24 protein-coding genes and 2 pseudogenes are annotated in these 22,876 nt (G+C 63.6%); 20 read left to right on the plus strand and 6 right to left on the minus strand.

The window, feature by feature from the left end:
- Positions 1-114 precede the first annotated feature (114 nt).
- On the minus strand, positions 115-855 hold the full coding sequence (locus NTD82_RS20390) for an SDR family NAD(P)-dependent oxidoreductase (protein WP_262129964.1): 741 nt from the start codon (positions 853-855) through the stop codon (positions 115-117).
- A 332-nt stretch (positions 856-1,187) separates the two neighbouring features.
- Between NTD82_RS20390 and NTD82_RS20395 the strand changes: the two genes are divergently transcribed.
- From NTD82_RS20395 to NTD82_RS20425, 7 genes are all read left to right on the plus strand, one after another.
- Positions 1,188-1,778, plus strand: coding sequence for an amino acid synthesis family protein (locus NTD82_RS20395; RefSeq protein WP_262129965.1), 591 nt, complete (start codon positions 1,188-1,190; stop codon positions 1,776-1,778).
- A 75-nt stretch (positions 1,779-1,853) separates the two neighbouring features.
- The gene (locus NTD82_RS20400) at positions 1,854-2,687 is read left to right on the plus strand and encodes an alpha/beta fold hydrolase (RefSeq protein ID WP_095157448.1); all 834 of its coding nucleotides are present in this window, start codon (positions 1,854-1,856) and stop codon (positions 2,685-2,687) included.
- Positions 2,684-4,165, plus strand: a complete 1,482-nt coding sequence (locus NTD82_RS20405; RefSeq protein WP_262129966.1) for an aldehyde dehydrogenase — start codon at positions 2,684-2,686, stop codon at positions 4,163-4,165. Before NTD82_RS20400 ends, NTD82_RS20405 begins: the two co-directional genes overlap by 4 nt.
- Before the next feature lie 13 nt (positions 4,166-4,178).
- Positions 4,179-4,664, plus strand: coding sequence for a flavin reductase family protein (locus tag NTD82_RS20410; RefSeq protein ID WP_095157444.1), 486 nt, complete (start codon positions 4,179-4,181; stop codon positions 4,662-4,664).
- A 73-nt stretch (positions 4,665-4,737) separates the two neighbouring features.
- On the plus strand, positions 4,738-5,127 hold the full coding sequence (locus tag NTD82_RS20415; protein ID WP_262129967.1) for a carboxymuconolactone decarboxylase family protein: 390 nt from the start codon (positions 4,738-4,740) through the stop codon (positions 5,125-5,127).
- Positions 5,128-5,217: 90 nt separating this feature from the next.
- Positions 5,218-5,970 (plus strand): GntR family transcriptional regulator, encoded by a 753-nt coding sequence (locus NTD82_RS20420; protein WP_095157554.1) that lies wholly within the window; start codon positions 5,218-5,220, stop codon positions 5,968-5,970.
- Between the two features lie 2 nt (positions 5,971-5,972).
- Positions 5,973-6,536, plus strand: a complete 564-nt coding sequence (locus NTD82_RS20425) for an NUDIX hydrolase (RefSeq protein WP_262129968.1) — start codon at positions 5,973-5,975, stop codon at positions 6,534-6,536.
- Between the two features lie 3 nt (positions 6,537-6,539).
- Here the strand turns inward: NTD82_RS20425 and NTD82_RS20430 are convergent, their stop codons facing one another.
- From NTD82_RS20430 to NTD82_RS20440, 3 genes are all read right to left on the minus strand, one after another.
- Positions 6,540-7,418 carry a LysR family transcriptional regulator gene (locus NTD82_RS20430; protein WP_262129969.1) on the minus strand — a complete coding sequence of 293 codons (879 nt, stop codon included), beginning with the start codon at positions 7,416-7,418 and terminating at the stop codon, positions 6,540-6,542.
- Between the two features lie 120 nt (positions 7,419-7,538).
- Positions 7,539-8,306 carry a type I methionyl aminopeptidase gene (gene map / locus NTD82_RS20435; RefSeq protein WP_262129970.1) on the minus strand — a complete coding sequence of 256 codons (768 nt, stop codon included), beginning with the start codon at positions 8,304-8,306 and terminating at the stop codon, positions 7,539-7,541.
- Positions 8,303-8,557 (minus strand): ParD-like family protein, encoded by a 255-nt coding sequence (locus tag NTD82_RS20440; protein WP_175649654.1) that lies wholly within the window; start codon positions 8,555-8,557, stop codon positions 8,303-8,305. The genes map and NTD82_RS20440 overlap by 4 nt, the downstream gene beginning before the upstream one ends.
- Positions 8,558-8,741: 184 nt before the next feature.
- Between NTD82_RS20440 and NTD82_RS20445 the strand changes: the two genes are divergently transcribed.
- From NTD82_RS20445 to NTD82_RS20495, 11 genes are all read left to right on the plus strand, one after another.
- Complete coding sequence (locus NTD82_RS20445) at positions 8,742-9,344, plus strand: CDP-alcohol phosphatidyltransferase family protein (RefSeq protein ID WP_095157428.1); 603 nt, start codon at positions 8,742-8,744, stop codon at positions 9,342-9,344.
- A gap of 27 nt (positions 9,345-9,371) precedes the next feature.
- Positions 9,372-11,129, plus strand: coding sequence for a bifunctional alpha/beta hydrolase/class I SAM-dependent methyltransferase (locus NTD82_RS20450; protein WP_262129972.1), 1,758 nt, complete (start codon positions 9,372-9,374; stop codon positions 11,127-11,129).
- Positions 11,126-12,445: a phosphatase PAP2/dual specificity phosphatase family protein gene (locus NTD82_RS20455; RefSeq protein WP_262129973.1), complete on the plus strand. Its 1,320-nt coding sequence runs from the start codon at positions 11,126-11,128 to the stop codon at positions 12,443-12,445. The genes NTD82_RS20450 and NTD82_RS20455 overlap by 4 nt, the downstream gene beginning before the upstream one ends.
- Positions 12,442-12,897: a hypothetical protein gene (locus tag NTD82_RS20460; protein WP_262129974.1), complete on the plus strand. Its 456-nt coding sequence runs from the start codon at positions 12,442-12,444 to the stop codon at positions 12,895-12,897. The genes NTD82_RS20455 and NTD82_RS20460 overlap by 4 nt, the downstream gene beginning before the upstream one ends.
- Before the next feature lie 10 nt (positions 12,898-12,907).
- A complete protein-coding gene (locus NTD82_RS20465) occupies positions 12,908-13,531 on the plus strand; it encodes a lysophospholipid acyltransferase family protein (protein ID WP_262129975.1) in 624 nt (207 codons plus the stop codon).
- 1 nt (position 13,532) lies between these two features.
- Positions 13,533-14,465, plus strand: coding sequence for a phosphatidate cytidylyltransferase (locus NTD82_RS20470; protein WP_262129976.1), 933 nt, complete (start codon positions 13,533-13,535; stop codon positions 14,463-14,465).
- Between the two features lie 219 nt (positions 14,466-14,684).
- The gene (gene hpaD / locus NTD82_RS20475; protein ID WP_095157417.1) at positions 14,685-15,605 is read left to right on the plus strand and encodes a 3,4-dihydroxyphenylacetate 2,3-dioxygenase; all 921 of its coding nucleotides are present in this window, start codon (positions 14,685-14,687) and stop codon (positions 15,603-15,605) included.
- 232 nt (positions 15,606-15,837) lie between these two features.
- Positions 15,838-17,136 (plus strand): NAD(P)/FAD-dependent oxidoreductase, encoded by a 1,299-nt coding sequence (locus NTD82_RS20480; RefSeq protein WP_262129977.1) that lies wholly within the window; start codon positions 15,838-15,840, stop codon positions 17,134-17,136.
- 187 nt (positions 17,137-17,323) lie between these two features.
- On the plus strand, positions 17,324-18,307 hold the full coding sequence (locus NTD82_RS20485; protein WP_262129978.1) for a DUF1852 domain-containing protein: 984 nt from the start codon (positions 17,324-17,326) through the stop codon (positions 18,305-18,307).
- Between the two features lie 27 nt (positions 18,308-18,334).
- Complete coding sequence (locus tag NTD82_RS20490) at positions 18,335-19,369, plus strand: methionine synthase (RefSeq protein WP_262129979.1); 1,035 nt, start codon at positions 18,335-18,337, stop codon at positions 19,367-19,369.
- A gap of 35 nt (positions 19,370-19,404) precedes the next feature.
- Positions 19,405-19,920 (plus strand): flavin reductase family protein, encoded by a 516-nt coding sequence (locus NTD82_RS20495; RefSeq protein ID WP_262129981.1) that lies wholly within the window; start codon positions 19,405-19,407, stop codon positions 19,918-19,920.
- Between the two features lie 48 nt (positions 19,921-19,968).
- Here the strand turns inward: NTD82_RS20495 and NTD82_RS29455 are convergent.
- Positions 19,969-20,136, minus strand: a pseudogene (locus NTD82_RS29455) (methyl-accepting chemotaxis protein); the annotation flags it as partial.
- 156 nt (positions 20,137-20,292) lie between these two features.
- A pseudogene (locus NTD82_RS29160) lies at positions 20,293-21,228 on the minus strand (PAS domain-containing protein); the annotation flags it as partial.
- On the opposite strand from NTD82_RS29160, the gene NTD82_RS20510 reads away from it, so the two are divergent.
- Both NTD82_RS20510 and NTD82_RS20515 read left to right on the plus strand, forming a co-directional pair.
- On the plus strand, positions 21,169-22,428 hold the full coding sequence (locus NTD82_RS20510) for an MFS transporter (RefSeq protein ID WP_262129982.1): 1,260 nt from the start codon (positions 21,169-21,171) through the stop codon (positions 22,426-22,428). The pseudogene NTD82_RS29160 and the gene NTD82_RS20510 sit on opposite strands and share 60 nt — an antisense overlap.
- On the plus strand, positions 22,425-22,871 hold the full coding sequence (locus NTD82_RS20515; RefSeq protein ID WP_262129983.1) for a GlcG/HbpS family heme-binding protein: 447 nt from the start codon (positions 22,425-22,427) through the stop codon (positions 22,869-22,871). Before NTD82_RS20510 ends, NTD82_RS20515 begins: the two co-directional genes overlap by 4 nt.
- The last annotated feature ends 5 nt before the right edge of the window (positions 22,872-22,876 follow it).

Consider the following 22,876-nt stretch of genomic DNA (forward strand, 5'->3'; position numbering starts at 1 on the left):
AGATCGGCCGGCGGTTGTTGCGACAGAGAGATTGGCGACAACACACGCTTGCTGATCAACTTATGAGTAAGTTTGTTTCTGACGTAATACTTCGCGAGAGTCTGGCTCATGGCATCACCGGTACGAAAGTTCCTGGTCAGCAGGCATTAGTTCGATAAGGTTGATATTCACGTGTTCCGGCTGACTTAATGCCCAGAGCACCGAGTTGGCGACATCAACCGGTTCCAGCGGGGTCAGGGTGCTGTACACCCGGTCGGCCTTTTCCTGGTCGCCGTCGCACTGCACCAAGGCGAACTCCGAACGGGTCTTGCCCGGTGCAACGCTGGTCAGCCGCACCTTGCTGCCCACCAACTCGGTGCGCAGGCAGCGCCCGAAGTGATCGACAAAGGCTTTCGAAGCGGCGTACACATGGCCGCCCTTGTAGTGCACATGGGCACCGATCGAGGTCAGGTTGACCACATGCCCGCGACCGCTTTCGATCAACTTCGGCAATACCGCACGGGTGACGTTGATCAGCCCGTGGACATTGGTATCGAGCATGGTGGTTATTTGCTCGTCCGTTATATCCAGCAACGTTCCCTGGCCTTGAAGCAAGCCGGCACCGTTGACAAGTTTGCTGAAGGCGGCGAACTCGTCGGGTAGTTGATTGATCAATTTAGTAATTGACTGGCTGTCGCGAACATCACAGCTCACCGGATAAAAACGTCCGTGGAATTCATCCGCCAGTGCATCAAGACGATCTTCCCGACGTCCGATTCCTACAACTTTACTTCCCTGCTCTATCAAAAGTCTGGCGCAAGCCAGCCCAATGCCAGACGTCACGCCAGTGACGATGACCGTTTCATCAGTTTTCAAGTGATGCTCCTTTTTATTGCACTTTTCGATGGGTAATTGCAGTTACAGAAGCGTCCGTGCCTGATGAACACGTGCAGGTTAGAAAGCGCGAGGCGGGATGTACCGGTACAGCGAGAGGGGCGCGCGCCAAACTGTCTGGTCGCGGGACCATGACAGTTCGGGAGGGCAGCGGGCAGGCGTGGCTGTTCATGTGCGGATCACGCGCGGGGGGGCGTGCGCTGCCCAACCACTTATCCCCTCCCCGCAGAAATTTTCTGCAACCTCTTGCACATCAAATATTATGGTATACCATCAGACAACAAGACCTAATCAACACTCCGCAGGAGCCGCTCATGAGTTTCGAAATCCGCAAGATCGTCACCTACTCCGAAGAAACCCGCATCGAAGGCGGCAAGGCCACCGACAAACCGGTGACCATGGTCGGACTGGCCGTCGTGATCAAGAACCCTTGGGCGGGCCGCGGTTTCGTCGACGACCTCAAGCCTGAAATCCGCGCCAACTGCTCCAAGCTGGGCGCGCTGATGGTCGAGCGCCTGACCGCCGCCATCGGTGGTGCCGACAAGATCGAGGCCTATGGCAAAGCCGCCGTGGTCGGCGCCGACGGCGAGATCGAGCACGCCTCCGCGGTGATCCACACCCTGCGCTTCGGCAACCACTACCGCGAAGCGGTCCAGGCCAAGAGCTACCTGAGCTTCACCAACAAGCGCGGCGGCCCAGGCACCTCGATCCAGATCCCGATGATGCAGAAGGACGACGAAGGCCTGCGCTCGCACTACATCACCCTGGAAATGCAGATCGAAGACGCCCCGCGTGCCGACGAAATCGTCGTGGTCCTGGGCGCTGCCGACGGCGGTCGCCTGCACCCGCGCATCGGCAACCGCTACATCGACCTGGAAGAGCTGGCCGCGGAAAAAAACCAATAACAACAACGTCCATCGGGCCGGGGCGTGCGTTCGGTCCAGACCGCAGCACGCCCGACTCTCAAGGAGCGCCCCACCATGATTCAGCCTGTTGCTGAACGTACACCTGCCGGAACCAGTTACCTGGCCAGCGGCCAGGGCCATCCCGTGGTACTGATCCACGGCGTGGGCCTGAATAAAGAAATGTGGGGCGGACAGTTCGTCGGCCTCGCCAGCGACTACCGCGTCATCGCCTATGACATGCTCGGCCACGGCCAGAGCCCGCGTCCGGCGCCCGGCACCGACCTGCAAGGCTACGCCGCGCAATTGGCCGAACTGCTGGAGCACCTGCAGATTCCCCAGGCCACGGTGATCGGCTTTTCCATGGGCGGCCTGGTCGCCCGCGCCTTCGCCCTGCACTACCCGCACAACCTGTCGGCACTGGTGGTGCTCAACAGCGTGTTCAACCGCAGCCCCGAGCAGAGCGCCGGCGTTATCGCCCGTGCCGCCCAGGCCGCCGAACACGGCCCCGACGCCAATGCCGAAGCGGCCCTGGCGCGCTGGTTCAGCCGCGAATACCAGGCGGCCAACCCGGCGCAGGTCGCGGCCCTGCGCCAGACCCTGGCCAGCAATGACCCGCAAGGCTACCTGACCACCTACGAACTGTTCGCCACCCAGGACATGTACCGCGTCGACGACCTGGGCAGCATCCAGGTGCCGACCCTGATCGCCACCGGCGAGTTCGACCTCGGCTCGACGCCGGCCATGAGCCGCGAACTGGCCGAGCGCATTCCCGGCGCGCAAAGCGTGGTGCTGGCCGAACAGCGGCATATGATGCCAGTGGAGTCGCCGCGTCTGGTCAACCAGATGCTGCTGGACTTCCTCGGGCACGCCCGAACCCTCTCCGACTCAGCCAAGGGGATCGTTGCATGACGCTCACTCGTTTCCAGATGTGCATCGACGGCCAGTGGCTCGATGCCCACAGCGGCAAGACCTTCGATAGCCTCGACCCGTCCACCGCGCAACCCTGGGCGCAACTGCCCGATGCCGATGAAACCGATGTCGAACGCGCCGTCCAGGCCGCCCAGAAAGCCTTCGACAGCAAAGCCTGGCGCGGCCTCACCGCCACCGCCCGAGGCAAACTGCTGCGCCGCCTTGGCGACCTGATCGCCGAAAACAAAGAGCACCTGGCGCAACTGGAAAGCCGCGACAACGGCAAGCTGATTCGCGAAACCCGTGGCCAGGTCGGCTACCTGCCGGAGTTCTTCCACTACACCGCAGGCCTGGCCGACAAGCTCGAAGGCGGCACCCTGCCGCTGGACAAGCCGGACCTGTTCGCCTACACCGTGCACGAACCGATCGGCGTGGTCGCCGGGATCATCCCCTGGAACAGCCCGCTGTACCTGACCGCGATCAAGCTGGCACCGGCCCTGGCCGCCGGCAACACCATCGTGCTCAAGCCGTCCGAGCACGCCTCGGCGACCATCCTCGAACTGGCCCGCCTGGCCCTCGAAGCCGGCTTCCCGGCCGGCGTGGTCAACGTCGTCACCGGCTACGGGCCGAGCACCGGCGCGGCGCTGACCCGTCATCCGCTGGTGCGCAAGATCGCCTTCACCGGCGGCGCCGCCACCGCTCGTCATGTGGTGCGCAGCAGCGCGGAAAACTTCGCCAAGCTGTCGCTGGAACTGGGCGGAAAATCGCCGAACATCATCTTCGCCGACGCCGACCTCGACAGTGCCATCAATGGCGCCGTGGCCGGCATCTATGCCGCCTCCGGGCAGAGTTGCGTGGCCGGCTCGCGGCTGCTGGTGCAGGACGAAATCTTCGACGAATTCGTCGAGCGCCTGATCGAACGCGCCAAGCGCATCCGCATCGGCAACCCGCAGGACGAAGGCAGCGAAATGGGGCCGATGGCCACCGCCCAGCAACTGGCCGTGGTCGAAGGCCTGGTCGCCGCTGCCTGCGCCGAGGGCGCGCGCCTGCGCCTGGGCGGCAAGCGCGCCGAGGTCGAAGGTGACGGCTGGTACTACGAGCCGACCCTGTTCGAATGCGATAGCAACTCGATGACCATCATGCAGGAAGAAGTCTTCGGCCCGGTCGCCGCGGTGATCCGCTTCAAGACCGAAGAAGAAGCCCTGGCCATGGCCAACGACTCGCAGTTCGGCCTCGCCGCCGGCATCTGGACCCGCGACCTCGGCCGCGCCCACCGTCTGGCCCGCGACGTGCGCTCGGGGATCATCTGGGTCAACACCTACCGCGCCGTCTCGGCGATGGCACCCATTGGTGGCTTCAAGAACAGTGGCTATGGCCGCGAAAGCGGTATCGACTCGGTGCTGGCCTACACAGAACTGAAAACGGTCTGGATCAACCTCTCGACCGCGCCCATGCCCGACCCCTTCGTCATGCGCTGACAGGTGAACTGAAATGATCGAACCCGGCATCTACAAAGACGTGATGGGCTCCTTCCCGTCCGGCGTGACCATCGTCACCACGCTGGATGCCGAGGGCGGCCTCGTCGGCATCACCGCCAGCGCCTTCAGCGCGCTGTCGATCGACCCGGCGCTGGTACTGTTCTGCCCCAACTACGCCTCCGACACCTACCCAATCCTGCGCGACGCCAAACGCTTCGCCATCCACCTGCTGGCGGCGGGACAAACCGCCGAAGCCTACGCCTTCGCCGGCAAAGGCAAGGACAAGGCCAAAGGCATCGCCTGGCACCTCAGCGAGCTGGGCAACCCGCTGCTGGACAACGCCACGGCGATCATCGAGTGCGAGTTGTGGCGCGAGTACGACGGTGGCGACCACGCCATCATCGTGGGTGAAGTGAAGAACCTGGTGCTGCCTGAGCAGCCGGCCACGCCGATGATCTATCACAAGGGCAAGCTGGGCGCACTGCCGCCCCTGGGTTGATTTTCAGGGCCCCATCGCCAGCAAGCCGGCGATGAGGCCTGACCTTTTTCCACCTGTGGAGAAACACTCCGGCATGAACAACGAAAAATACGAAAAAGGCCTGGCCATCCGCGCCCAAGTGCTGGGCGAGGACTACGTCAACCGCTCGATCCAGAACGCCGACGAATTCACCAAGCCGCTACAGGAACTGGTCACCGAGTACTGCTGGGGCCACGTCTGGGGCCGCGACGGTTTGTCGCTCAAAGAGCGCAGCATGATCAACCTGGCGATGATTTCGGCGCTCAACCGACCGCACGAACTCAAGCTGCACATCCGTGGCGCCTTGCGTAACGGACTTAGTCGTGAGCAAATACGCGAAATCCTCCTCCAGGTCGGTATCTATTGCGGCGTACCCGCGGCCGTGGACAGCTTTCGCCTGGCCCGCGAAGCCTTCGCCGAGGCCGACTCGGAGTCAACCAGTTAAATACTGGCTGTTCGAAACCACCGCAGGGAGCACCCGGTTATCGAGTGCTCCGATGTCGCTGGCGCAACAGCCAATTGCAGAGCGCAGATGATGAAACGCCAGCCCCTCGACGACAGCTTCAAGGTCAACCGCAACCCCGTTACCCTGCGTGAAATCGTGCTCGACAAACTGCGCGGCGCGATCATGAATTTCCACCTTCTGCCCGGCGACCGTCTGGTCGAACGCGACCTCTGCGACCGCCTCGGCGTCAGCCGCACCTCCGTCCGTGAAGCCCTGCGCCACCTGGAATCCGAAGGTCTGGTGGAGTTTGCCGACGCCAAGGGCCCGCGCGTTGCCATCATCACCCTCGAAGACGCCCGCGATATCTACGAATTGCGCTGCGTGCTCGAAGGCCTGATCGTCCAGTTGTTCACCCTCAATGCCAAGGCCAAGGACATCCGCGCCCTGGAAAAGGCCCTCGAAGAAAACCGCGAGGCCCTCAAGGACGGCGAGCTGCAACAAGTGATCGACTCGGTGCAGGGCTTCTACGACGTGCTGCTCGAAGGCTCCGGCAACCATGTCGCCGCCACCCAGTTGCGCCAGTTGCAGGCGCGCATCAGCTACCTGCGGGCCACCTCGGTGTCCCAGCAGAACCGTCGCGGCGCCAGCAACCAGGAAATGGAAAAGATCGTCGAGGCGATCAAGAGCGGCGATCCACTGGCCGCACACCAGGCTTCCGTGGACCACGTCCGCGCCGCCGCCAAAGTGGCCCTGGACTACCTGCGTTCGAAACAGGACGACGCCGGCAAGATCCGCGAAATCGCCACCCCCATCGCTCTGAAAGAGCCCCGCATAGGTCGCTGATCATGCCCGCCGTCCCGCGTTTCTGCCCGCAATGCTCCGCCGCGCTGCACCAGGGACGGCCGGACGGCGACACCCACGAGCGGCTGCTCTGCGCCGCCTGCGGCTACATCCACTACGTCAATCCGAAGATCATCGCCGGCTGCATCATCGAGCGCGACGGTAAATACCTGCTGTGCCAGCGCGCGATCCCGCCGCGTCCCGGCACCTGGACGCTGCCGGCGGGCTTCATGGAAGCCGGGGAAACCACCGAGCAGGCGGCCCTGCGTGAGGTCTGGGAAGAAACCGGGGTACGCGCCGATATCGTCTCGCCCTACTCGATCTTCAGCGTGCCGAAGATCAGCGAGGTGTATATCGTCTTCCGCGCGGTGGCGGTGGAAATCACCGGCCAGTACGGCCCGGAAACCCTCGACTGCCGCTTCTTCGCCCCCGACGAAATCCCTTGGGACGCCATCTACTACCCGGCGATCCGACAGATCCTCGAACGCTACATCGAGGAACGCCAGGCCGGGGTCTACGGCATCTATATGGGCAACGACGACAGCGGCAAGGTCCACTTCATCCGCTGACCCTCAGCCCAGGCGCTGCTTGAGAAACTCGATCAGCGCCTGCACCGGCCGCGCACTCTGTCGGTGCTGCGGGTACACCGCCGACAGTTGCAACGGCTCCGGGGCGAACGCCGCCAGCACCGGCACCAGCGAACCGTCCTCCAGCGCATCGCCAACGATGAACGTCGGCAAGTAGGTGATGCCCATCCCGGCAACCGCCGCTTCGCGCAGCAAGTCACCGTTATTCGCCCGCATCCGTCCGCATACCGTCACCACCCGGACCTTGCCCTGCTCGACGAAACGCCATTGCACCTGGCGGCCATGGCCGTAGGGCAGGCAATCGTGCTCGGCCAGATCGTCCGGCCGCGCGGGAGTACCGCGCCGCGCCAGGTAATCCGGGCTGGCGCAATAGACCCGGTCCATCGCGGCAAGGCGCCGGGCAATCAGCGTCGAGTCTTCCAGCACGCCGATACGCAGTGCCAGGTCGTAGCCCTCGCCCAACAGGTCCACCGAGCGGTCGCTGAGATCCACCTCGACACTGACCTGCGGATAGCGCTGCAAAAACTCCGGCAACAGCGTGCCCAGATGCGCCACGGCAAACGACAACGGCGCGCTCAGGCGCACAGTGCCGCGGGGCTCGCTGGTCTGCCCGGCGATGCCCTGCTCCACCTGTTCCACCTCGGCCAGCAGGCGCTGGGCCGATTCGTAGTAACTCTGGCCCAGCGGGGTCGGGTCCAGGCGCCGGGTCGAGCGGTTGAGCAGGCGCACACCCAGGCGGTCTTCCAGTGCCATCACGCGACGGCTGACGAACTGCTTGGACAGCCCCAGCTTGTCGGCCGCAGCAGTGAAGCTGCCGGACTCCATGACCTGGGAAAAGATACGCATGTCTTCGAACGGGTTCATTGTCGCTTCCTGGTGGACAGTGACAGGCCTTATAGCCGTTTTTCGGCCATCCGGCACCTGAATAATCCATCCAGTTGCATGGCCTCTCGCGAGGCCATCGTTCAAGCGACGTCAGAGTGCTTAGCGCAGCTCTGGCCAGGTGGTGAGCACATCGAAACCGTCATCGGTGACCACCACCATGTGTTCCCACTGCGCCGACAGTGAATTGTCACGAGTGACCACCGTCCACTGGTCGGCCAGGGTCTGGGTCTGGCGCTTGCCGGCGTTGAGCATTGGCTCGATGGTGAAGATCATGCCCGGCTTGAGCTTCATGCCCAGGCCGCGCTGGCCGAAGTGCAGGATCTGCGGCTCGCCATGATAGACCTGGCCGATCCCGTGGCCACAATACTCGCGCACCACGCTGAAACCGGCGCCCTCGCCCACGGACTGGATGGCGTGACCGATATCGCCCAGCGTGGCTCCCGGCCGTACGCTCTTGATGCCGGCCCACATGGCGTCGAAGGTGACGTCCACGAGTCGCCGCGCCTCGTCGCTGACCTCGCCGACGTAGTACATGCGGCTGGTGTCGCCGAACCAGCCGTCCTTGATCACGGCAGTGTCGATATTGACGATGTCGCCTTCCCTGAGCACCCGGTTCGACGGAATGCCGTGGCAGATCACCTCGTTGACCGAGATGCAGATGGTCTTGGGGAAACCGTGGTAACCGACGTTGGCCGGAATCGCTTTCTGCACCTTGACGATGTAGTCGTTGCAGATGCGGTCCAGCTCATCGGTGGTGATGCCGGGCTGCACATGGGGCTTGATCATCGCCAGTACATCGGCGGCCAGTTCGGCGGCGACACGGGCCTGGGCGATCTGCTCACGGGTATGAAGGATGACGTTTCTCAATGCTGCGCTCCCATGCCAGTCGACAGCGGCGTGCTGTCCAGCGCGCAAACCCGCTTGAGGTCGAGGCCGCCCTGCTGCTCGGCCTGGATCAGCAGGCGGCAGATTTCATTGTGGTTCAGGTCGGGGTGCAGCTCGGCGAGCATGCCGATGCGCATCCAGTGTTCGGCCTGCGCATTGATGGAGCGGCTGAGCGCGTTGCTCGCGACGCGAAGGCTCTCATGCATTGATTCTGAGATTTTTACGATGCCCACGGAAAGTTCCTATATGAAACGCTGACGTTTCGTATATTAGCTGAAAACTTGCGCTAGGTAACATTTCCCGCTTGATCCGCTGTACGGCAGCGCGCTGGAAAAGCACAGTTTCACGCTTACGCTTTACAGGCAGGGCCGCCGGCCCCGCCGAACCCTGTCTCGTGTCAGTCAAGGAAGTCGTCGCGTGCCCTCCATCTACCAGCTCAAACCCCGCTTCCAGGCGCTGCTGCGCCCGGGTGTCAGCCGCCTGCATCAGCGCGGCGTCACCGCCAACCAGGTGACCGTCGTCGCCGCCCTCGTCTCCGTCCTGCTCGGCCTGCTGCTGGCCTGGGGCAGTCAGCACGCCTGGCTGTTCGCCCTGTTGCCACTGTGGATGCTGCTGCGCATGGCGCTCAATGCGGTGGACGGCATGCTCGCCCGCGAGTTCGGCCAGCAGTCGCGGCTGGGCGCCTACCTCAACGAACTCTGCGACCTGATCGCCGATGCCGCGCTGTACCTGCCGTTCGCCCTGCTGCCCGGTGTCTCGCCGTTGCTGGTGGTACTGGTGGTGTTCGCCGCGCTCATCAGCGAATACGCCGGGGTCATGGGCCCGCTGGCCGGGGCCTCGCGGCGCTACGACGGGCCCATGGGCAAAAGCGACCGGGCCTTCGTCTTCGGTACGCTGGGCCTGGCCGTGGCGTTCGCCATTCCGGCCGCCTGGGTCAACGGCGTGCTGCTGGTGGTCCTGCTGCTTTCCCTCTATACCCTCTACAACCGGGTGCGCCGAGGTCTCGACGAAACCCGCTGATTCTCTCTCCGGATAAGGATCTGTCCCATGCGCCAGGCGCAATCGCTGCACTTCACCACCCATGACGGCGTCGAGCTGTATTACCGCCACTGGCCGGCGCTACGCGAGCCGGGCCAGCCGAAACGCGCGCTGGTGATGTTCCACCGCGGCCACGAACACGGCGGGCGCATGGCCCATCTGGTGGATGAACTCAACCTGCCCGACCACGACTTCTTCGCCTGGGACGCCCGCGGCCACGGCCAGTCCCCCGGCACCCGCGGCGACAGCCCCGGCTTCGCCACCAGCGTGCGCGACGTGCAGACCTTCATCGAGCACATCACCCGCCAGCACGACATCGCCGAGCAGGACATGGCCGTGCTCGCGCAAAGCGTCGGCGCGGTGCTGATCGCCACCTGGGCCCACGACTATGCGCCGAAGGTACGCTGCCTGGTGCTCGCCTCGCCGGCCTTCAGCATCAAGCTCTACGTGCCCTTCGCCCGCCCCGGCCTGAAACTGCTGCGGGCCTGGCGCGGCAACTTCTTCGTCAACAGCTACGTCAAGCCGGCGCTGCTCAGCCATGACCCGGAGCGGGTGATGTCCTACACCAGCGACCCGCTGATCACCCGGCCAATCTCGGTGAACATGCTGCTCGGGCTGTATGAAGCCGCTGACCGCGTGGTGGCCGATGCCCAGGCGATCCAGATCCCGACCCAGGTGCTGATTTCCGGCGCCGACGTGGTGGTGCGGCGCAAACCGCAGGAACAGTTCTTCGACCGCCTTGGCACCTTGCACAAGGAAAAGCACATCCTCCCCGGCTTCTTCCACGACACCCTCGGCGAGCGTGATCGCGCCCATGCGCTGGCGCGGATCCGCCGTTTCGTCGGCCAGTGCTTCCAGCAGCCGGTCGAACGCCCTTCGCTGCTCGATGCCGACCGCCAGGGCGCCAGTTGCGCCGAAGCGGAAAGCCTCGCCGCGCCGCTGCCGAAATACTCACCGCGCAACCTTTACTGGCAAGCCACCCGCGCCTCGCTGCGCCTGGGCAAGCAGTTGTCCGAAGGGGTCAAGCTCGGTTTCGACACCGGCTTCGACTCCGGCAGCACCCTGGACTACGTCTACCGCAACCAGCCCACCGGCAAGGGCAAGCTCGGCAAGCTGGTGGACCGCAACTACCTCGATGCCATCGGCTGGCGCGGCATCCGCCAGCGCAAGCTGCACGCCGAAGAGCTGCTGCGCAACGCCATCGAACGCCTGCGCCAGCAGGGCCGTCCGGTGCATATCGTCGATATCGCCGCCGGCCATGGCCGCTACATCCTCGAAGCGCTGCAAGGACTGGAGCAGCGCCCCGACTCGATCCTGCTGCGCGACTACAGCGAACTCAACGTCACCCAGGGCAACGCCCTGATCAGCGAGAAAGGACTGGGCGACATCGCCCGCTTCGTCCAGGGCGACGCCTTCGACCGCGCCTCCCTCGCCGCCCTTGACCCCAAACCCACGCTGGCGGTGGTCTCCGGGCTGTACGAACTGTTCCCCGACAACGATCTGGTACGCACGTCGCTGGCGGGCCTTGCCGATGCGATCGAAGACGGCGGCTATCTGGTCTACACCGGCCAGCCGTGGCATCCGCAACTGGAGATGATCGCCCGCGCGCTGACCAGCCATCGCGGCGGCGAAGCCTGGGTCATGCGCCGGCGCAGTCAGGCGGAAATGGACCAACTGGTGCAGGCCGCGGGCTTCCGCAAGCTGGAACAGCGCATCGATGAATGGGGCATCTTCAGCGTCAGCCTCGCCCAGCGGGTGCGCGAATGAGCGTACCCCGCGAGCCCGGCCTGATCCGCCGCGGCGTGCTATGGCTGTTGTTGCTCGGCCCGCTGTTTTTCATCAGCTACGGCCTGAGCAACAGTTTCACCGCCCAGCGCGACGACGTCGGCAGCCTGGTCTTCGCCTGGGAGCGGCAGGTGCCACTCTGGCCGTGGACGATCATTCCCTACTGGTCCATCGACCTGCTCTACGGCTTGTCCTTCCTGGTGCCACGCAACCGTGGCGAAATGGATCGCCACGCCCTGCGCCTGCTCAGCGCCCAACTCATCTGCATCGTCTGCTTCCTGCTCTGGCCGCTGCGTTTCACTTTCGAACGCCCGGAGCTGGAGGGCGTGTTCGGCTGGCTGTTCGATGTGCTGATGGGCTTCGACAAGCCCTACAACCAGGCGCCATCGCTGCACATCGCGCTGCTGGTGGTGATCTGGGCGATGTTCGCCCGGCACACTCGCGGCGTGCTGTTGCGCGGGTTGCTGCATGTGTGGATGGTGCTGATCGGCCTGTCGGTGCTGACCACCTGGCAACACCATTTCGTCGACGTGCCCACGGGCGCGCTCGCCGGTTTCCTCTGTCTCTGGCTGTGGCCGCGCGAAGGTCCATCACCGCTGCACCTGACCCGCCTGCCCGACACGCCTGAGCGCTACCGTCTGGCCTGGCGCTATGCGCTCGGCGCCGCCCTGTTGGCGGGCGCGGCATTCGTCCTCAAGGGTGGCTGGCTGTGGCTGCTCTGGCCCGGGCTGGCCGCGCTGATGGTGGCGCTGAACTACCTGCTGTTCGGCGCCGGCGGCTTTCAAAAGCGCGCCGACGGCACTCAGCCGTGTGCCGTGCGCTGGCTACTGGCGCCGTACCTCGCGGTGGCGTGGATCAATTCGCGGCTATGGACCCGTCGCCACCCGCAAGCCGATGAAGTCTGCGACGGGGTGTTCCTCGGGCGCATTCCGGCGCGGGGCGAAGCCACGGCATTCGCCAGTGTGGTCGACCTGTGCGCCGAATTGCCAATGAAGGTCACCCCCGGCCAACACTACCGCAGCCTGCCCAGCCTGGACCTGGTGGTGCCGGAACAGGCGCTGTGCCGTGAAGCGGCGGACGCCATCGAAGCGCTGCGAGTCCACGGCCCGCTGCTGGTCTGCTGCGCCCTGGGCTACTCGCGCAGCGCCAGCGCCGTGGCGGCGTGGCTGGTGCTCAGCGGGCGCTGCGCCGATGTCGCCGCCGCCGAAGCGATGATTCGCCGCGCCCGTCCCGGCGTGGTTTTGCACCCGGCGCACCGGCGCCTGCTGGAGCGCCTGCAACCCGGAGCCTGTCCATGAGCGACGACGCCCAGCTTGCACTGACCGCCCGCCTGCTCGCCCGCGGCCGGCAGATCGAACGCCTGTCCGACGGCATCAGCCTGCTGGCCCTGGCCTACGGGCTGGCGCCGCTACTGATCGTCGCCAGCCACCCACGTCTGACCGGCCTGCTCTGCGCCGTGCTGGTGGTGCTCGGCATCGCACAGAAGTACTTCGCCCTGCGGGTCGCCCTCGATGCCGACCTGATCGGCAACCTTGCCAGCGACGCCGGGCGCCTGAGCAGCCGCACCCGGGCGCTGGATCAGGCCCTTCACGAACTCGGCCTGAAACCCGCCGCCGGCCGCGAGCGCGACTGGACGTCGCGCTGCCGCGGCGCCTTGCGCCTGCTACGCGGTCAGGCATTGTGCCTGGGGTTGCAGGTTTTCCTCGCCGTGCTCACGCTGCTTTCCCTGCCCTGGCTTCCGGCCGCATAAGGACGTTTTCATGCTTGCTGCCTTCACCGCCTTCCTCATCACCTCCTTCGCCCGCCTGGTCACCGGCGCCCGCGCCCTGTGGCTGGGCTGCAGCCCGTTGCCGGTGCAGCGGCTGTATTTCGCCAACCACAGCAGCCACGGCGACTTCGTGCTGATCTGGGCCTCATTGCCCGAACCGCTGCGCCAGCGCACCCGCCCGGTGGCCGGCGCCGACTACTGGCTCAAGCCCGGCGTGCGCAGTTTCCTGATCAGCAAGGTATTCAACGGCGTGCTGCTGGACCGACAGCGCAGCGGGCCCGAGGCCGATCCGCTGCAACCGGTCAAGGACGCCCTGGCCCAGGGCGACTCACTGATCTTCTTCCCCGAAGGCACCCGCAACCTCGGCGACGAACCGTTGCTGCCGTTCAAAAGCGGCCTGTTTCATCTGGCCGCCGCGCAGCCACAAGTCGAACTGGTGCCGGTATGGATCGCCAACCTCAATCGCGTGATGCCCAAGGGCCGCACACTGCCGCTGCCGCTGCTGTGCACCCTGAGCTTCGGCGAGCCGCTGCAGCTTGCTCCGGACGAAAGCAAACAGGCTTTTCTCGAACGCGCCAGCCACGCCCTGCTGGCCCTCGCGCCGAAGGAGGTCTGAAATGGAACACAATACCTGGCCCCTGTTCGCCGGCATCGGCGCCCTGCTGCTGCTCGCCAGCCTGATCGGCCGTCTGCTGAAATGGCGCGCCGGCCCTGGCCCGCACGCAGTGATCGACAACCTCAACGCCCGCATCGACGCCTGGTGGGTGATGGTGCTGGTCATCGGCCTGGCCTTCATCTTCGGCAAGACCGGGGTGATCGTGCTGTTCTACCTGGTGTCCTTCTACGCCCTGCGCGAGTTCATCACCCTGACCCCAACCCGCCGTGGCGACTACCCGGCACTGGTGCTGGCGTTCTACGTCGCCCTGCCCGGCCAGTACCTGCTGATCGGCTTCGACTGGTACGGGCTATTCAGCATCTTCATCCCGGTCTACCTGTTCCTCCTGCTGCCGATCATGGCAAGCCTCGGCGGCGACACCACGCGCTTCCTCGAACGCGCCTCGAAGGTCCAGTGGGGGTTGATGATCGCGGTCTACTGCGTGTCCTCGGTGCCGGCGTTGATGACCCTCGACATCCCCGGCTACGAAGGCCGCAACCTGCTGCTGATCGCCTGGCTGATCCTGGTGGTGCAGATCAGCGACGTGCTGCAGTACGTCTGCGGCAAGCTGTTCGGCAAGCGCAAGGTGGCGCCGCGGCTGTCACCGTCGAAGACCCTCGAAGGCCTGCTGGGCGGCGTGTTCCTGGCGACGCTGATCGGCGCAGCGCTGTACTGGATCACCCCGTTCAACATGTGGCAGGCGGCGCTGATGGCGCTGGTGGTCAACGTCATGGGCTTCTTCGGCGGGCTGGTGATGTCGGCGATCAAGCGCGACCGCGGGGTCAAGGACTGGGGGCACATGATCGAGGGCCACGGCGGCATGCTCGACCGCATGGATTCGGTGTGCTTCGCCGCGCCGATCTTCTTTCACTTCGTCCGTTACTGGTGGGCCTGAGCGCGCCAGGCTGGCAAGCTCGATCAACTATCTGGCAGAGCCAGGCAAGCGGCGCCCTCGACAAGCGTGTTCAATGGGCAGCCAGCATTTCCCGCGCGGGAGGTGCCAGGCCTGATCGACAAGAGCCACGATGTCAGTGGCCGGTATCGCCTGCGTGCCAACATCCCAGATAATCGATGCGCCCTCGTCTGGAGGGCATCTGCCACCAGGAGTACCGTCATGGGCAAACTTGCTCTGGCTGCCAAGATCACTCACGTTCCATCCATGTACCTGTCCGAACTGCCCGGCCCGCGCCAGGGCTATCGCCAGGCCGCCATCGACGGCCACAAAGAAATTTCCCGCCGCTGCCGCGAACTCGGCGTCGACACCCTGGTGGTCTTCGACACGCACTGGCTGGTCAACGCCAACTACCACATCAACTGCGCGCCGCACTTCAAGGGCACCTACACCAGCAACGAGCTGCCGCACTTCATCGCCAACATGGACTACGAAGTGCCGGGCAACGACGTGCTCGGCCGTCTGCTGGCCGAGGAATGCAACCGCCAGGGCGTCGAGACCATGGCCCACGACGCCACCAGCCTCGGCCCGGAATACGGCACCCTGGTGCCGATGCGCTACATGAACGCCGACCAGCACTTCAAGGTGGTCTCGGTCTCGGCGCTGTGCACCTCCCACTACCTGAATGACAGCGCGCGCCTGGGCTGGGCGATGCGCAAGGCCGTTGAGGACCACTACGACGGCACCGTGGCGTTCCTCGCCAGCGGCTCGCTGTCGCACCGTTTCGCCCAGAACGGCCAGGCGCCGGAATTCGCCGACAAGGTCTGGAGCCCGTTCCTGGAAACCCTCGACCACCGGGTCGTGCAGATGTGGGAAAACGCCGAGTGGGACGCCTTCTGCACCATGCTCCCGGAGTACGCGGTGAAAGGTCACGGCGAAGGCTTCATGCACGACACCGCGATGCTGCTGGGCGCGCTGGGCTGGTCGAAGTACGACGGCAAGGCTGACGTGGTCACCCCGTATTTCGGCTCGTCCGCCACCGGCCAGATCAACGCGATCTTCCCGGTGACACCGCAAGACGGCTCGGCCGTTCCTGCACCCCAGGCATCTTCGGGGCAACTGGCCGCCGTCGGCCGCCTGTAACACCGCCAGCGCGACGGTCCGCTACGCCGGACTGTCGCGAAGGGCTTTCTCCGAGCTCAACGTCACGCCCTCCTCCCCCGCCATTCCCCGCTAAAACCTGGCAGCCTCGATCAAAACCGACAGCAGGCTCGGTCAAGAACCTATCGTTCGTTAGGCATTTAATGCAAAGTGTAACAGGCGCTCCAGACGCCCCTTGCTGCCTCAGCCAACTCCAACTATTCAGGCCGCCCCCATGATCAACATCGAAACGCCCACCTATTACACCGCGACCAAGAAGTACAACCTCAGCTTCCCGATCCTGGAAAACGATATCGAGGCCGATGTCGTGGTGATCGGCGGCGGTTTCTCCGGTATCAACACCGCCCTGGAGCTGGCCGAGAAAGGCATCACCAACACCGTGGTGCTGGAGGGACGCTACCTGGGCTTCGGCGGCACCGGGCGCAATGGCGGGCAGATCATGGCGGGCATCGGCCACGACCTGGAGAAAATCAGGAGCAGCGTCGGCGACAAGGGCCTGCAGGAAATCTTCGAGATCAGCGAACTGGGCGCCGGCATCATCAAGGACCGGATCGCCAAGTACGACATCGATGCGGACTTCTGCCACGGCTACGGCTACATGGGCTTCAACGCACGCCAGGAAAAGACCCTGCGCACCTGGGAAAAAGAATTCAAGAAGGTCAACAGCAAGGACGAAATCCGCTTTCTCGGCGGCTCCGAGGTCAAGCAGATCATCGGCTCCGACGCCTACGGCAGCGCCCTGCTGCACATGGGCGGCGGCCATGTGCACTCGCTGAACCTGCTGCTCGGTGAAGCCAAGGCCCTGGTTGGCCACGGCGTGCGCATCTTCGAACACAGCGCCGCGCTGGAAGTCACCTACGGCGAGAAAATCACCGTGCGCACCGGCCGTGGTTCGGTCAAGGCCAGCAAACTGCTGTGGGCCTGCGACAGCTTCCTCAACAAGCTGGAACCGGAGCTGCACAACCGGACCATCAACACCTACGCCTTCCAGTTGATGACCGAGCCGCTGTCGGACGAAATGATCCAGCGCATCAGCCCGATCCGTGGCGCCTACAGCGATATCCGACCGGTGATCGACTACTACCGGGTCACCAACGAAAACCGCCTGCTGTTCGGCGCGGCCACGCCCTTCATCGAGCACATCCCCAACGACCTCAAGGCCTGGAACCGCGCGTTGATGTTGAAGATCTTCCCGTACCTGAAGGACGTGAAGATCGACCTCGCCTGGGGCGGCCCGATGGCCACCAGCGCCAACCTGTTCCCGCAGATCGGCACACTCAGCGGGCGGCCGAACGCGTTCTATGTGCAGGGCTATTCCGGGTTTGGCGTAACCCCGAGCCACATCATCTGCAAGATCCTCGCGGAGGGCATGGCGGAAGGCTCGAGCCGCTATGACCTGATCAGTTCGGTGAAGCATGCGCGGATCATCGGCAAGGACAATTTCCGGCCGCTGATTCTCAGTGCGGGGAAGACGGTGCACCAGGTGTCAGGGTTCTTCAACGGGCGGCGTTGAAGGCTTCGCTGCAATCAACCGCGCACCACGTCATGAATATGACTAAAGATGCGGTGAAACCAATTCAATTCCATTCATCCAGGGGCTAAGGATAGAATTATTCTCAATTGGAAAGAACATAGATACCGCTGAGTGAAAGCCTGAATACATTCAGGCTTTCACTCAGAAATAAGGACATCCGCCCCCGATGAACAACGAGTTTACTTTTACCGTCAACAGCATTTGTTTCGACGAAAATTATCGCCCCGCCGAAAACACCCGCACCACCACCAACTTTGCCAACCTCGCCAAAGGTCAGAATCGCCAGGAAAACTTGCGCAATGCGCTGACCATGATCGACAACCGCTTCAATGCGCTGGCGCACTGGGATAACCCTAAAGGCGATCGCTACACCGTCGAACTCGAAATCATTTCCGTAGAGATGAATGTTGGCGTTGAAAGCAGCGGCAGTTCCCTGCCTTTGATCGAAATCCTGAAGACAACCATCGTTGACCTGAAAACCAACGAGCGCATTGAAGGCATTGTCGGAAATAACTTCTCATCTTACGTGCGGGACTATGACTTCAGCGTGCTGTTGCTGGAGCATAACAAAGACCAGCAGGGTTTCAGCACCCCCGACAATTTTGGCGATCTTCATGGAAAGCTGTTCAAGCACTTCGTCAATTCGAGTGCCTTCAAGGAGCATTTCACCAAACCACCGGTCATCTGCCTGAGCGTTTCAAGCAGCAAAATCTACCACCGAACTGAAAACCAGCATCCGGTATTGGGCAACGAATACCTGCAGGATGAGTACTCATTGACCGATGAGTACTTCAATAAAATGGGTTTGAAAGTTCGCTACTTCATGCCGCCGAACAGCGTTGCGCCGTTGGCCTTCTACTTTGCCGGCGACTTGCTGGGTGATTATTCCAATCTGGAGCTGATCAGTACCATCAGCACCATGGATACCTTCCAGAAGATTTACCGACCCGAAATCTACAATGCGAATTCTGCTGCCGGCAAATCCTATCAGCCCAGCCTGCAGCACCAGGATTACTCATTGACCCGAATTGTTTACGACCGGGAAGAACGTAGCCGCCTGGCTATCGAGCAAGGAAAGTTTGCCGAGGAGCACTTCATCAAACCGCACCACGCTGCCCTTGAGCAATTTTCCGCTAATTACGCTCTTTGACCTTTCGACTACACAAGGCTATCCACCGTGAAAAAACTACTTCCCACCTCAACTGCTGGCAGCTTGCCAAAACCTTCCTGGCTGGCCCAACCGGAGACGCTTTGGTCACCGTGGAAACTGCAAGGTGAAGAACTGATCGAGGGCAAACAAGATGCCCTGCGCCTGTCGTTGCAAGAACAACAACAGGCCGGCATTGATATCGTCAGTGACGGCGAGCAAACGCGCCAACACTTCGTCACCACCTTTATCGAGCACCTCGAAGGCGTCGATTTCGAGACGCGCGAGACCGTCAGGATCCGTGACCGCTATGACGCGAGCGTACCGACGGTCGTTGGCGCGGTAGCCCGGAAAAAACCGGTGTTTGTCGAAGACGCCAAGTTCCTCCGTCAGCAAACCGGGCAACCCATCAAGTGGGCGCTGCCAGGTCCGATGACCATGATCGACACGCTTTACGACAACCACTACAAAAGCCGCGAAAAACTGGCCTGGGAATTCGCCAAGATCCTCAACCAGGAAGCCAGGGAACTGGAAGCGGCCGGCGTCGATATCATCCAGTTTGACGAGCCCGCCTTTAATGTCTTCTTTGATGAAGTGAATGACTGGGGCGTCGCTACCCTGGAAAGAGCAATTGAAGGCCTCAAGTGCGAGACCGCCGTGCATATTTGCTATGGCTACGGCATCAAGGCCAATACCGACTGGAAAAAGACCCTGGGTTCTGAGTGGCGGCAATATGAAGAAGCCTTCCCCAAGCTGCAGAAATCCAGCATCGATATCGTCTCGCTGGAATGTCACAACTCCCATGTGCCCATGGACCTGATTGAACTCATTCGGGGCAAGAAGGTGATGGTCGGGGCTATCGACGTGGCCAACCACGCTATCGAAACCCCGGAGGAAGTGGCCAATACCCTGCGCAAGGCCCTTCAGTTCGTTGATGCCGACAAGCTCTATCCGTGCACCAACTGCGGCATGGCGCCCCTGCCCCGCCCAGTTGCACGAGGCAAGCTGAATGCGTTGAGCGCAGGCGCGGAAATCGTCCGAAGAGAACTCGCCAGCCAGCGCTGAGTTGAACGGACTGCACTCACTATTCAGGATCTGCCATGTCGCTTTCCAGTACGGCTATCGAGCCCTTGCGCTTTCGCGAAGCGCTCGGGCACTACGCATCCGGTATCACGGTGATTACCTCCCAGGTTGAGGGCGAGCCGGTTGGTTTTACGTGCCAGTCGTTCTATAGCGTGTCGATGAGCCCGCCGCTGGTTTCATTCAGCGTGAAGTCCAGCGCGTACAGCTATCCGAAAATCCGCCAGGCAGGCCGATTCGTGGTGAATATCCTGTCGGGTGAACAGGTCAGGATTTCCAACCAGTTCGCCCGGCAAGGCACGGACAAATGGCATGGCGTCGAATGGCAGGAATCGCCGCTGGGTAATCCGATCATTGCCGGCAGCCTGCACTGGCTTGATTGCGAGATTCACGCGGAACATGTCGCCGGTGATCACCTGATCGTGATTGGAGAAGTGAAGGCGTTGAGCCTGCAAGAAACTGCGGCGACGCAGCCATTGCTGTATTTCAAAGGGCAATATTGCAACCTCGCCGCAACTGGCGCGGAGTACGCGTAGCACTACGCGCAGGCAAGCGGCGCTCCGCTCGCCTGTGCGCCCTCAGCTCAACATCGCCTGAATCTGCTGCGTCGCCTGCCGCGTGCTGTCGGCCAGCTTTTTCACTTCCTCGGCCACCACCGAGAAGCCCCGCCCTACTTCCCCCGCCCGCGCCGCCTCGATCGCAGCATTCAGTGCCAGCAGGTTGGTCTGTTCAGCAATGCTCTTGATCACCCCCACCACCGTGGCGATCTGCGCGTAGGTGGTCTGATTCTGCGACAGCATCTGCTCATGACTGGCCTGGGCGCTGCGTTCATCGCTGATGTCACGCACTGCGCCGATCACCCGCAACAACACGCCACGCTCGTCACGCACCGCGCAGCCGCGCTCGCGACACCAGATGTAGCCACGCGACTTGTGGCGCATGCGGTACTCGAAGACGTACTCGCCACTGGCGCCAGGCTTGAGGATCTCGCGGTCGAACACCGCCATGATCAGCGGCAGGTCGTCCGGGTGGGTGATGCTGACCTGGGCGTTCCAGCCGTCGGGCAATTCGCTGGGGCTGTAGCCCATCAGCGTCCGGAACTGGTTGGAAATGCGCATGTTGCTGTCGGGGTGCTGCACGTCGCCCTGGACCACGCTGATGTCCCAGGTGCCTTCGGTGAGCGTGGATTGCAGTTGCGCCCAGATCGCCGCCTGCTGCTGGTGCGCCTGCAGTTGCTGCGCCTGTTCGCGCAGTGCGTCTTCCAGGTGCTGGCAGCGCTGCTCCAATTGCCGCGCTTCATCCCGCGCGGCCTCGTCCTGGCGGTGGGCGTGTTCGAGCTGGTCAGTCAGTTCGCTGCAACGGGCGCGGGCTTCGTCCAGCAGGCGCTGGTCCTGCTGGCGTTCGCCGGCCAGTTCGCGCAGGGCCAGGAGCAGCGTCGGGTGGCGCTCCAGTTGCGCGCTACGCGGCCCGTCCCAGCGCTGACCCTGACTGATCTGCGTCAGTCCTTGTTCCAGCTCCCGCACCCAATGATCGTTCCTGAAAAACATCAGCGCACACCGTTCGGCAGTGAAACCCCGAGTTGACCGGATTGCCGCGATGGCGTCTTGCACGCCGGTGCCGGGCACTTGACCGTCCCTGCCAACACCGGGCCCGCGGCTGGCAGGCAAACACATGCCATCGACAGCCTCAGGCAAGACGCCCCCCGCGCAACCGGGTAGAGTCGGGCGCGGCGTTCGCTGGCGGCGGGCTCCCTTGTCCTTTTCCATGCACTGGCGTCCTCGATCGTGAAAGCTGCGCAACCTTCCGGGCCAAACCGCTGGCCCAATGTCCTGCGGGCGTTGCATCACCGCAATTTCCGTCTGTATTTCATCGGCCACGCCATCTCCACCCTCGGCACCTGGGTGCAAACGGTGGCGCTGTCGTGGCTGGTCTATCGGCTGACCGACTCGGCCGCGCTGCTCGGCATCACCACCTGCGCGACCTTGCTGCCACAACTGCTGGTCGGGCCGATCGCCGGGGCCTGGATCGATCGCCACGACAAGCGCCGCCTGCTGATGTGTATCGAAAGCCTGCTCGCGGTGCAGGCGCTGGGGCTGGCGCTGCTGACCTGGCTGGAGCTGATCACGCCGACGCTGATCGTGACCCTCGCCGCCACCCTCGGCATTCTCAACGCCGTGGACACCCCATTGCGCCAGTCGCTGCTCAGCCGCCTGGTCGACGACCGCGACGATCTGCCCAACGCCCTGGCGCTCAACGCGATGCTGTTCACCTGCTCGCGCTTCGTCGGCCCGCCGCTGGCCGGCCTGTTGCTGGCCCTCACCGGTGAAGCGCTGTGCTTCGCGCTGAACGCGCTGTCCTACGCCGGCCTGATCCTCGGCCTGTTGGCGATCCGCCTGGCGCCCGGCGAAAAAGCCAGCGGCAGCATGCGCAACATGTTCCGCGAAGGCCTCGACTACACCCTGCGCTCGCCCTCGCTGCGCGCGCTGATCATCGGCGTGCTGATGGTCAACCTCACCGCCTCCACCTATGCCGTGCTGCTGCCGGTGTTCGCCCGCGACATCTTCGCCGGCGACGCCCGCACCCTCGGCTGGCTGTGGGGCGCCGCCGGGCTCGGTTCGCTGCTCTCCACCGTGCTGCTGGCGGGGCGGCAGAGCGCGGCGAAACTGCGCGGGCTGATCCTGTTTTCGGCCATCGCCAGCGCCCTCGGCCTGCTGCTGTTCGCCAGCAGCCGCACCCTGCCGTTGTCGCTGCTGGCGATGATGATCCTGGGGTTCGGCGTGACCATTAATAACGTCGGTACCAATATCCTTTTGCAAAGCCAGGCGCCGGAAGCGCTGCGCGGCCGGGTGATATCGATCTACACCTCGACCCGCTTCGGCTTCGATGCCATCGGCGGCCTGCTCGCCGGGCTGCTCGCCGCCCATATCGGCGGCCCCTGGGCCATGTACATCGCCGCCGCGCTACTGTCGGTCTACTGTCTCTGGCAACTGCTTCTGCTGCGTCGGAAACGCCCTGAACATTCCATCGAGGAAACCGCCCAATGAATCCTTTGCTGCGTCAGCAACAGACCATCACCCTGCGCCTGGCCATGCAGGCCCTGGATGCCGCGGTCAGCTTCGCCGAACAGGCCGGCGTGCGCGTCAGCGTGGCGATCCTCGACGCCAGCGGCCAGCCGATCAACAGCGCGCACATGGACGGCGCGCCACGCCCCTGCCAGGCCATCGCCCTGAACAAGGCCCTGACCGCTGCGGGCTTCGGCGTCTCCACCCAGGTTTGGGAAGAACGTTTGCAGAAATGCTCGACAGCGGTCCGCGAGGGCCTGCCGTTGCAGCCGAACCTGGCCTTGTTCGGCGGTGGTGAACCCTTCTTGCTGGACGGTCAGGTGATCGGCGCCATAGGCGTGTCCGGCGCCTCGGAAGCCCTGGACGCCGGCTGCGCCAAGGCCGCCGTGGACAAGGTGCGCGAACTGCTGGACAACGCCCGCTGAGAGGG

The sequence above is a fragment of the Pseudomonas sp. 5P_5.1_Bac1 genome, from assembly GCF_025466015.1.
Classification (GTDB): domain Bacteria; phylum Pseudomonadota; class Gammaproteobacteria; order Pseudomonadales; family Pseudomonadaceae; genus Aquipseudomonas.

What these genes read in the sequence shown, in the direction of transcription:
- NTD82_RS20395 (WP_262129965.1), top strand. Translation starts at nt 1,188, where the DNA reads ATGAGTTTCGAAATCCGCAAGATCGTCACCTACTCCGAAGAAACCCGC.
- NTD82_RS20400 (WP_095157448.1), top strand. Translation starts at nt 1,854, where the DNA reads ATGATTCAGCCTGTTGCTGAACGTACACCTGCCGGAACCAGTTACCTG.
- NTD82_RS20405 (WP_262129966.1), top strand. Translation starts at nt 2,684, where the DNA reads ATGACGCTCACTCGTTTCCAGATGTGCATCGACGGCCAGTGGCTCGAT.
- NTD82_RS20410 (WP_095157444.1), top strand. Translation starts at nt 4,179, where the DNA reads ATGATCGAACCCGGCATCTACAAAGACGTGATGGGCTCCTTCCCGTCC.
- NTD82_RS20415 (WP_262129967.1), top strand. Translation starts at nt 4,738, where the DNA reads ATGAACAACGAAAAATACGAAAAAGGCCTGGCCATCCGCGCCCAAGTG.
- NTD82_RS20420 (WP_095157554.1), top strand. Translation starts at nt 5,218, where the DNA reads ATGAAACGCCAGCCCCTCGACGACAGCTTCAAGGTCAACCGCAACCCC.
- NTD82_RS20425 (WP_262129968.1), top strand. Translation starts at nt 5,973, where the DNA reads ATGCCCGCCGTCCCGCGTTTCTGCCCGCAATGCTCCGCCGCGCTGCAC.
- NTD82_RS20430 (WP_262129969.1), bottom strand. Translation starts at nt 7,418, where the DNA reads ATGAACCCGTTCGAAGACATGCGTATCTTTTCCCAGGTCATGGAGTCC.
- NTD82_RS20450 (WP_262129972.1), top strand. Translation starts at nt 9,372, where the DNA reads ATGCGCCAGGCGCAATCGCTGCACTTCACCACCCATGACGGCGTCGAG.
- NTD82_RS20455 (WP_262129973.1), top strand. Translation starts at nt 11,126, where the DNA reads ATGAGCGTACCCCGCGAGCCCGGCCTGATCCGCCGCGGCGTGCTATGG.
- NTD82_RS20460 (WP_262129974.1), top strand. Translation starts at nt 12,442, where the DNA reads ATGAGCGACGACGCCCAGCTTGCACTGACCGCCCGCCTGCTCGCCCGC.
- NTD82_RS20465 (WP_262129975.1), top strand. Translation starts at nt 12,908, where the DNA reads ATGCTTGCTGCCTTCACCGCCTTCCTCATCACCTCCTTCGCCCGCCTG.
- NTD82_RS20470 (WP_262129976.1), top strand. Translation starts at nt 13,533, where the DNA reads ATGGAACACAATACCTGGCCCCTGTTCGCCGGCATCGGCGCCCTGCTG.
- hpaD (WP_095157417.1), top strand. Translation starts at nt 14,685, where the DNA reads ATGGGCAAACTTGCTCTGGCTGCCAAGATCACTCACGTTCCATCCATG.
- NTD82_RS20480 (WP_262129977.1), top strand. Translation starts at nt 15,838, where the DNA reads ATGATCAACATCGAAACGCCCACCTATTACACCGCGACCAAGAAGTAC.
- NTD82_RS20485 (WP_262129978.1), top strand. Translation starts at nt 17,324, where the DNA reads ATGAACAACGAGTTTACTTTTACCGTCAACAGCATTTGTTTCGACGAA.
- NTD82_RS20495 (WP_262129981.1), top strand. Translation starts at nt 19,405, where the DNA reads ATGTCGCTTTCCAGTACGGCTATCGAGCCCTTGCGCTTTCGCGAAGCG.
- NTD82_RS20515 (WP_262129983.1), top strand. Translation starts at nt 22,425, where the DNA reads ATGAATCCTTTGCTGCGTCAGCAACAGACCATCACCCTGCGCCTGGCC.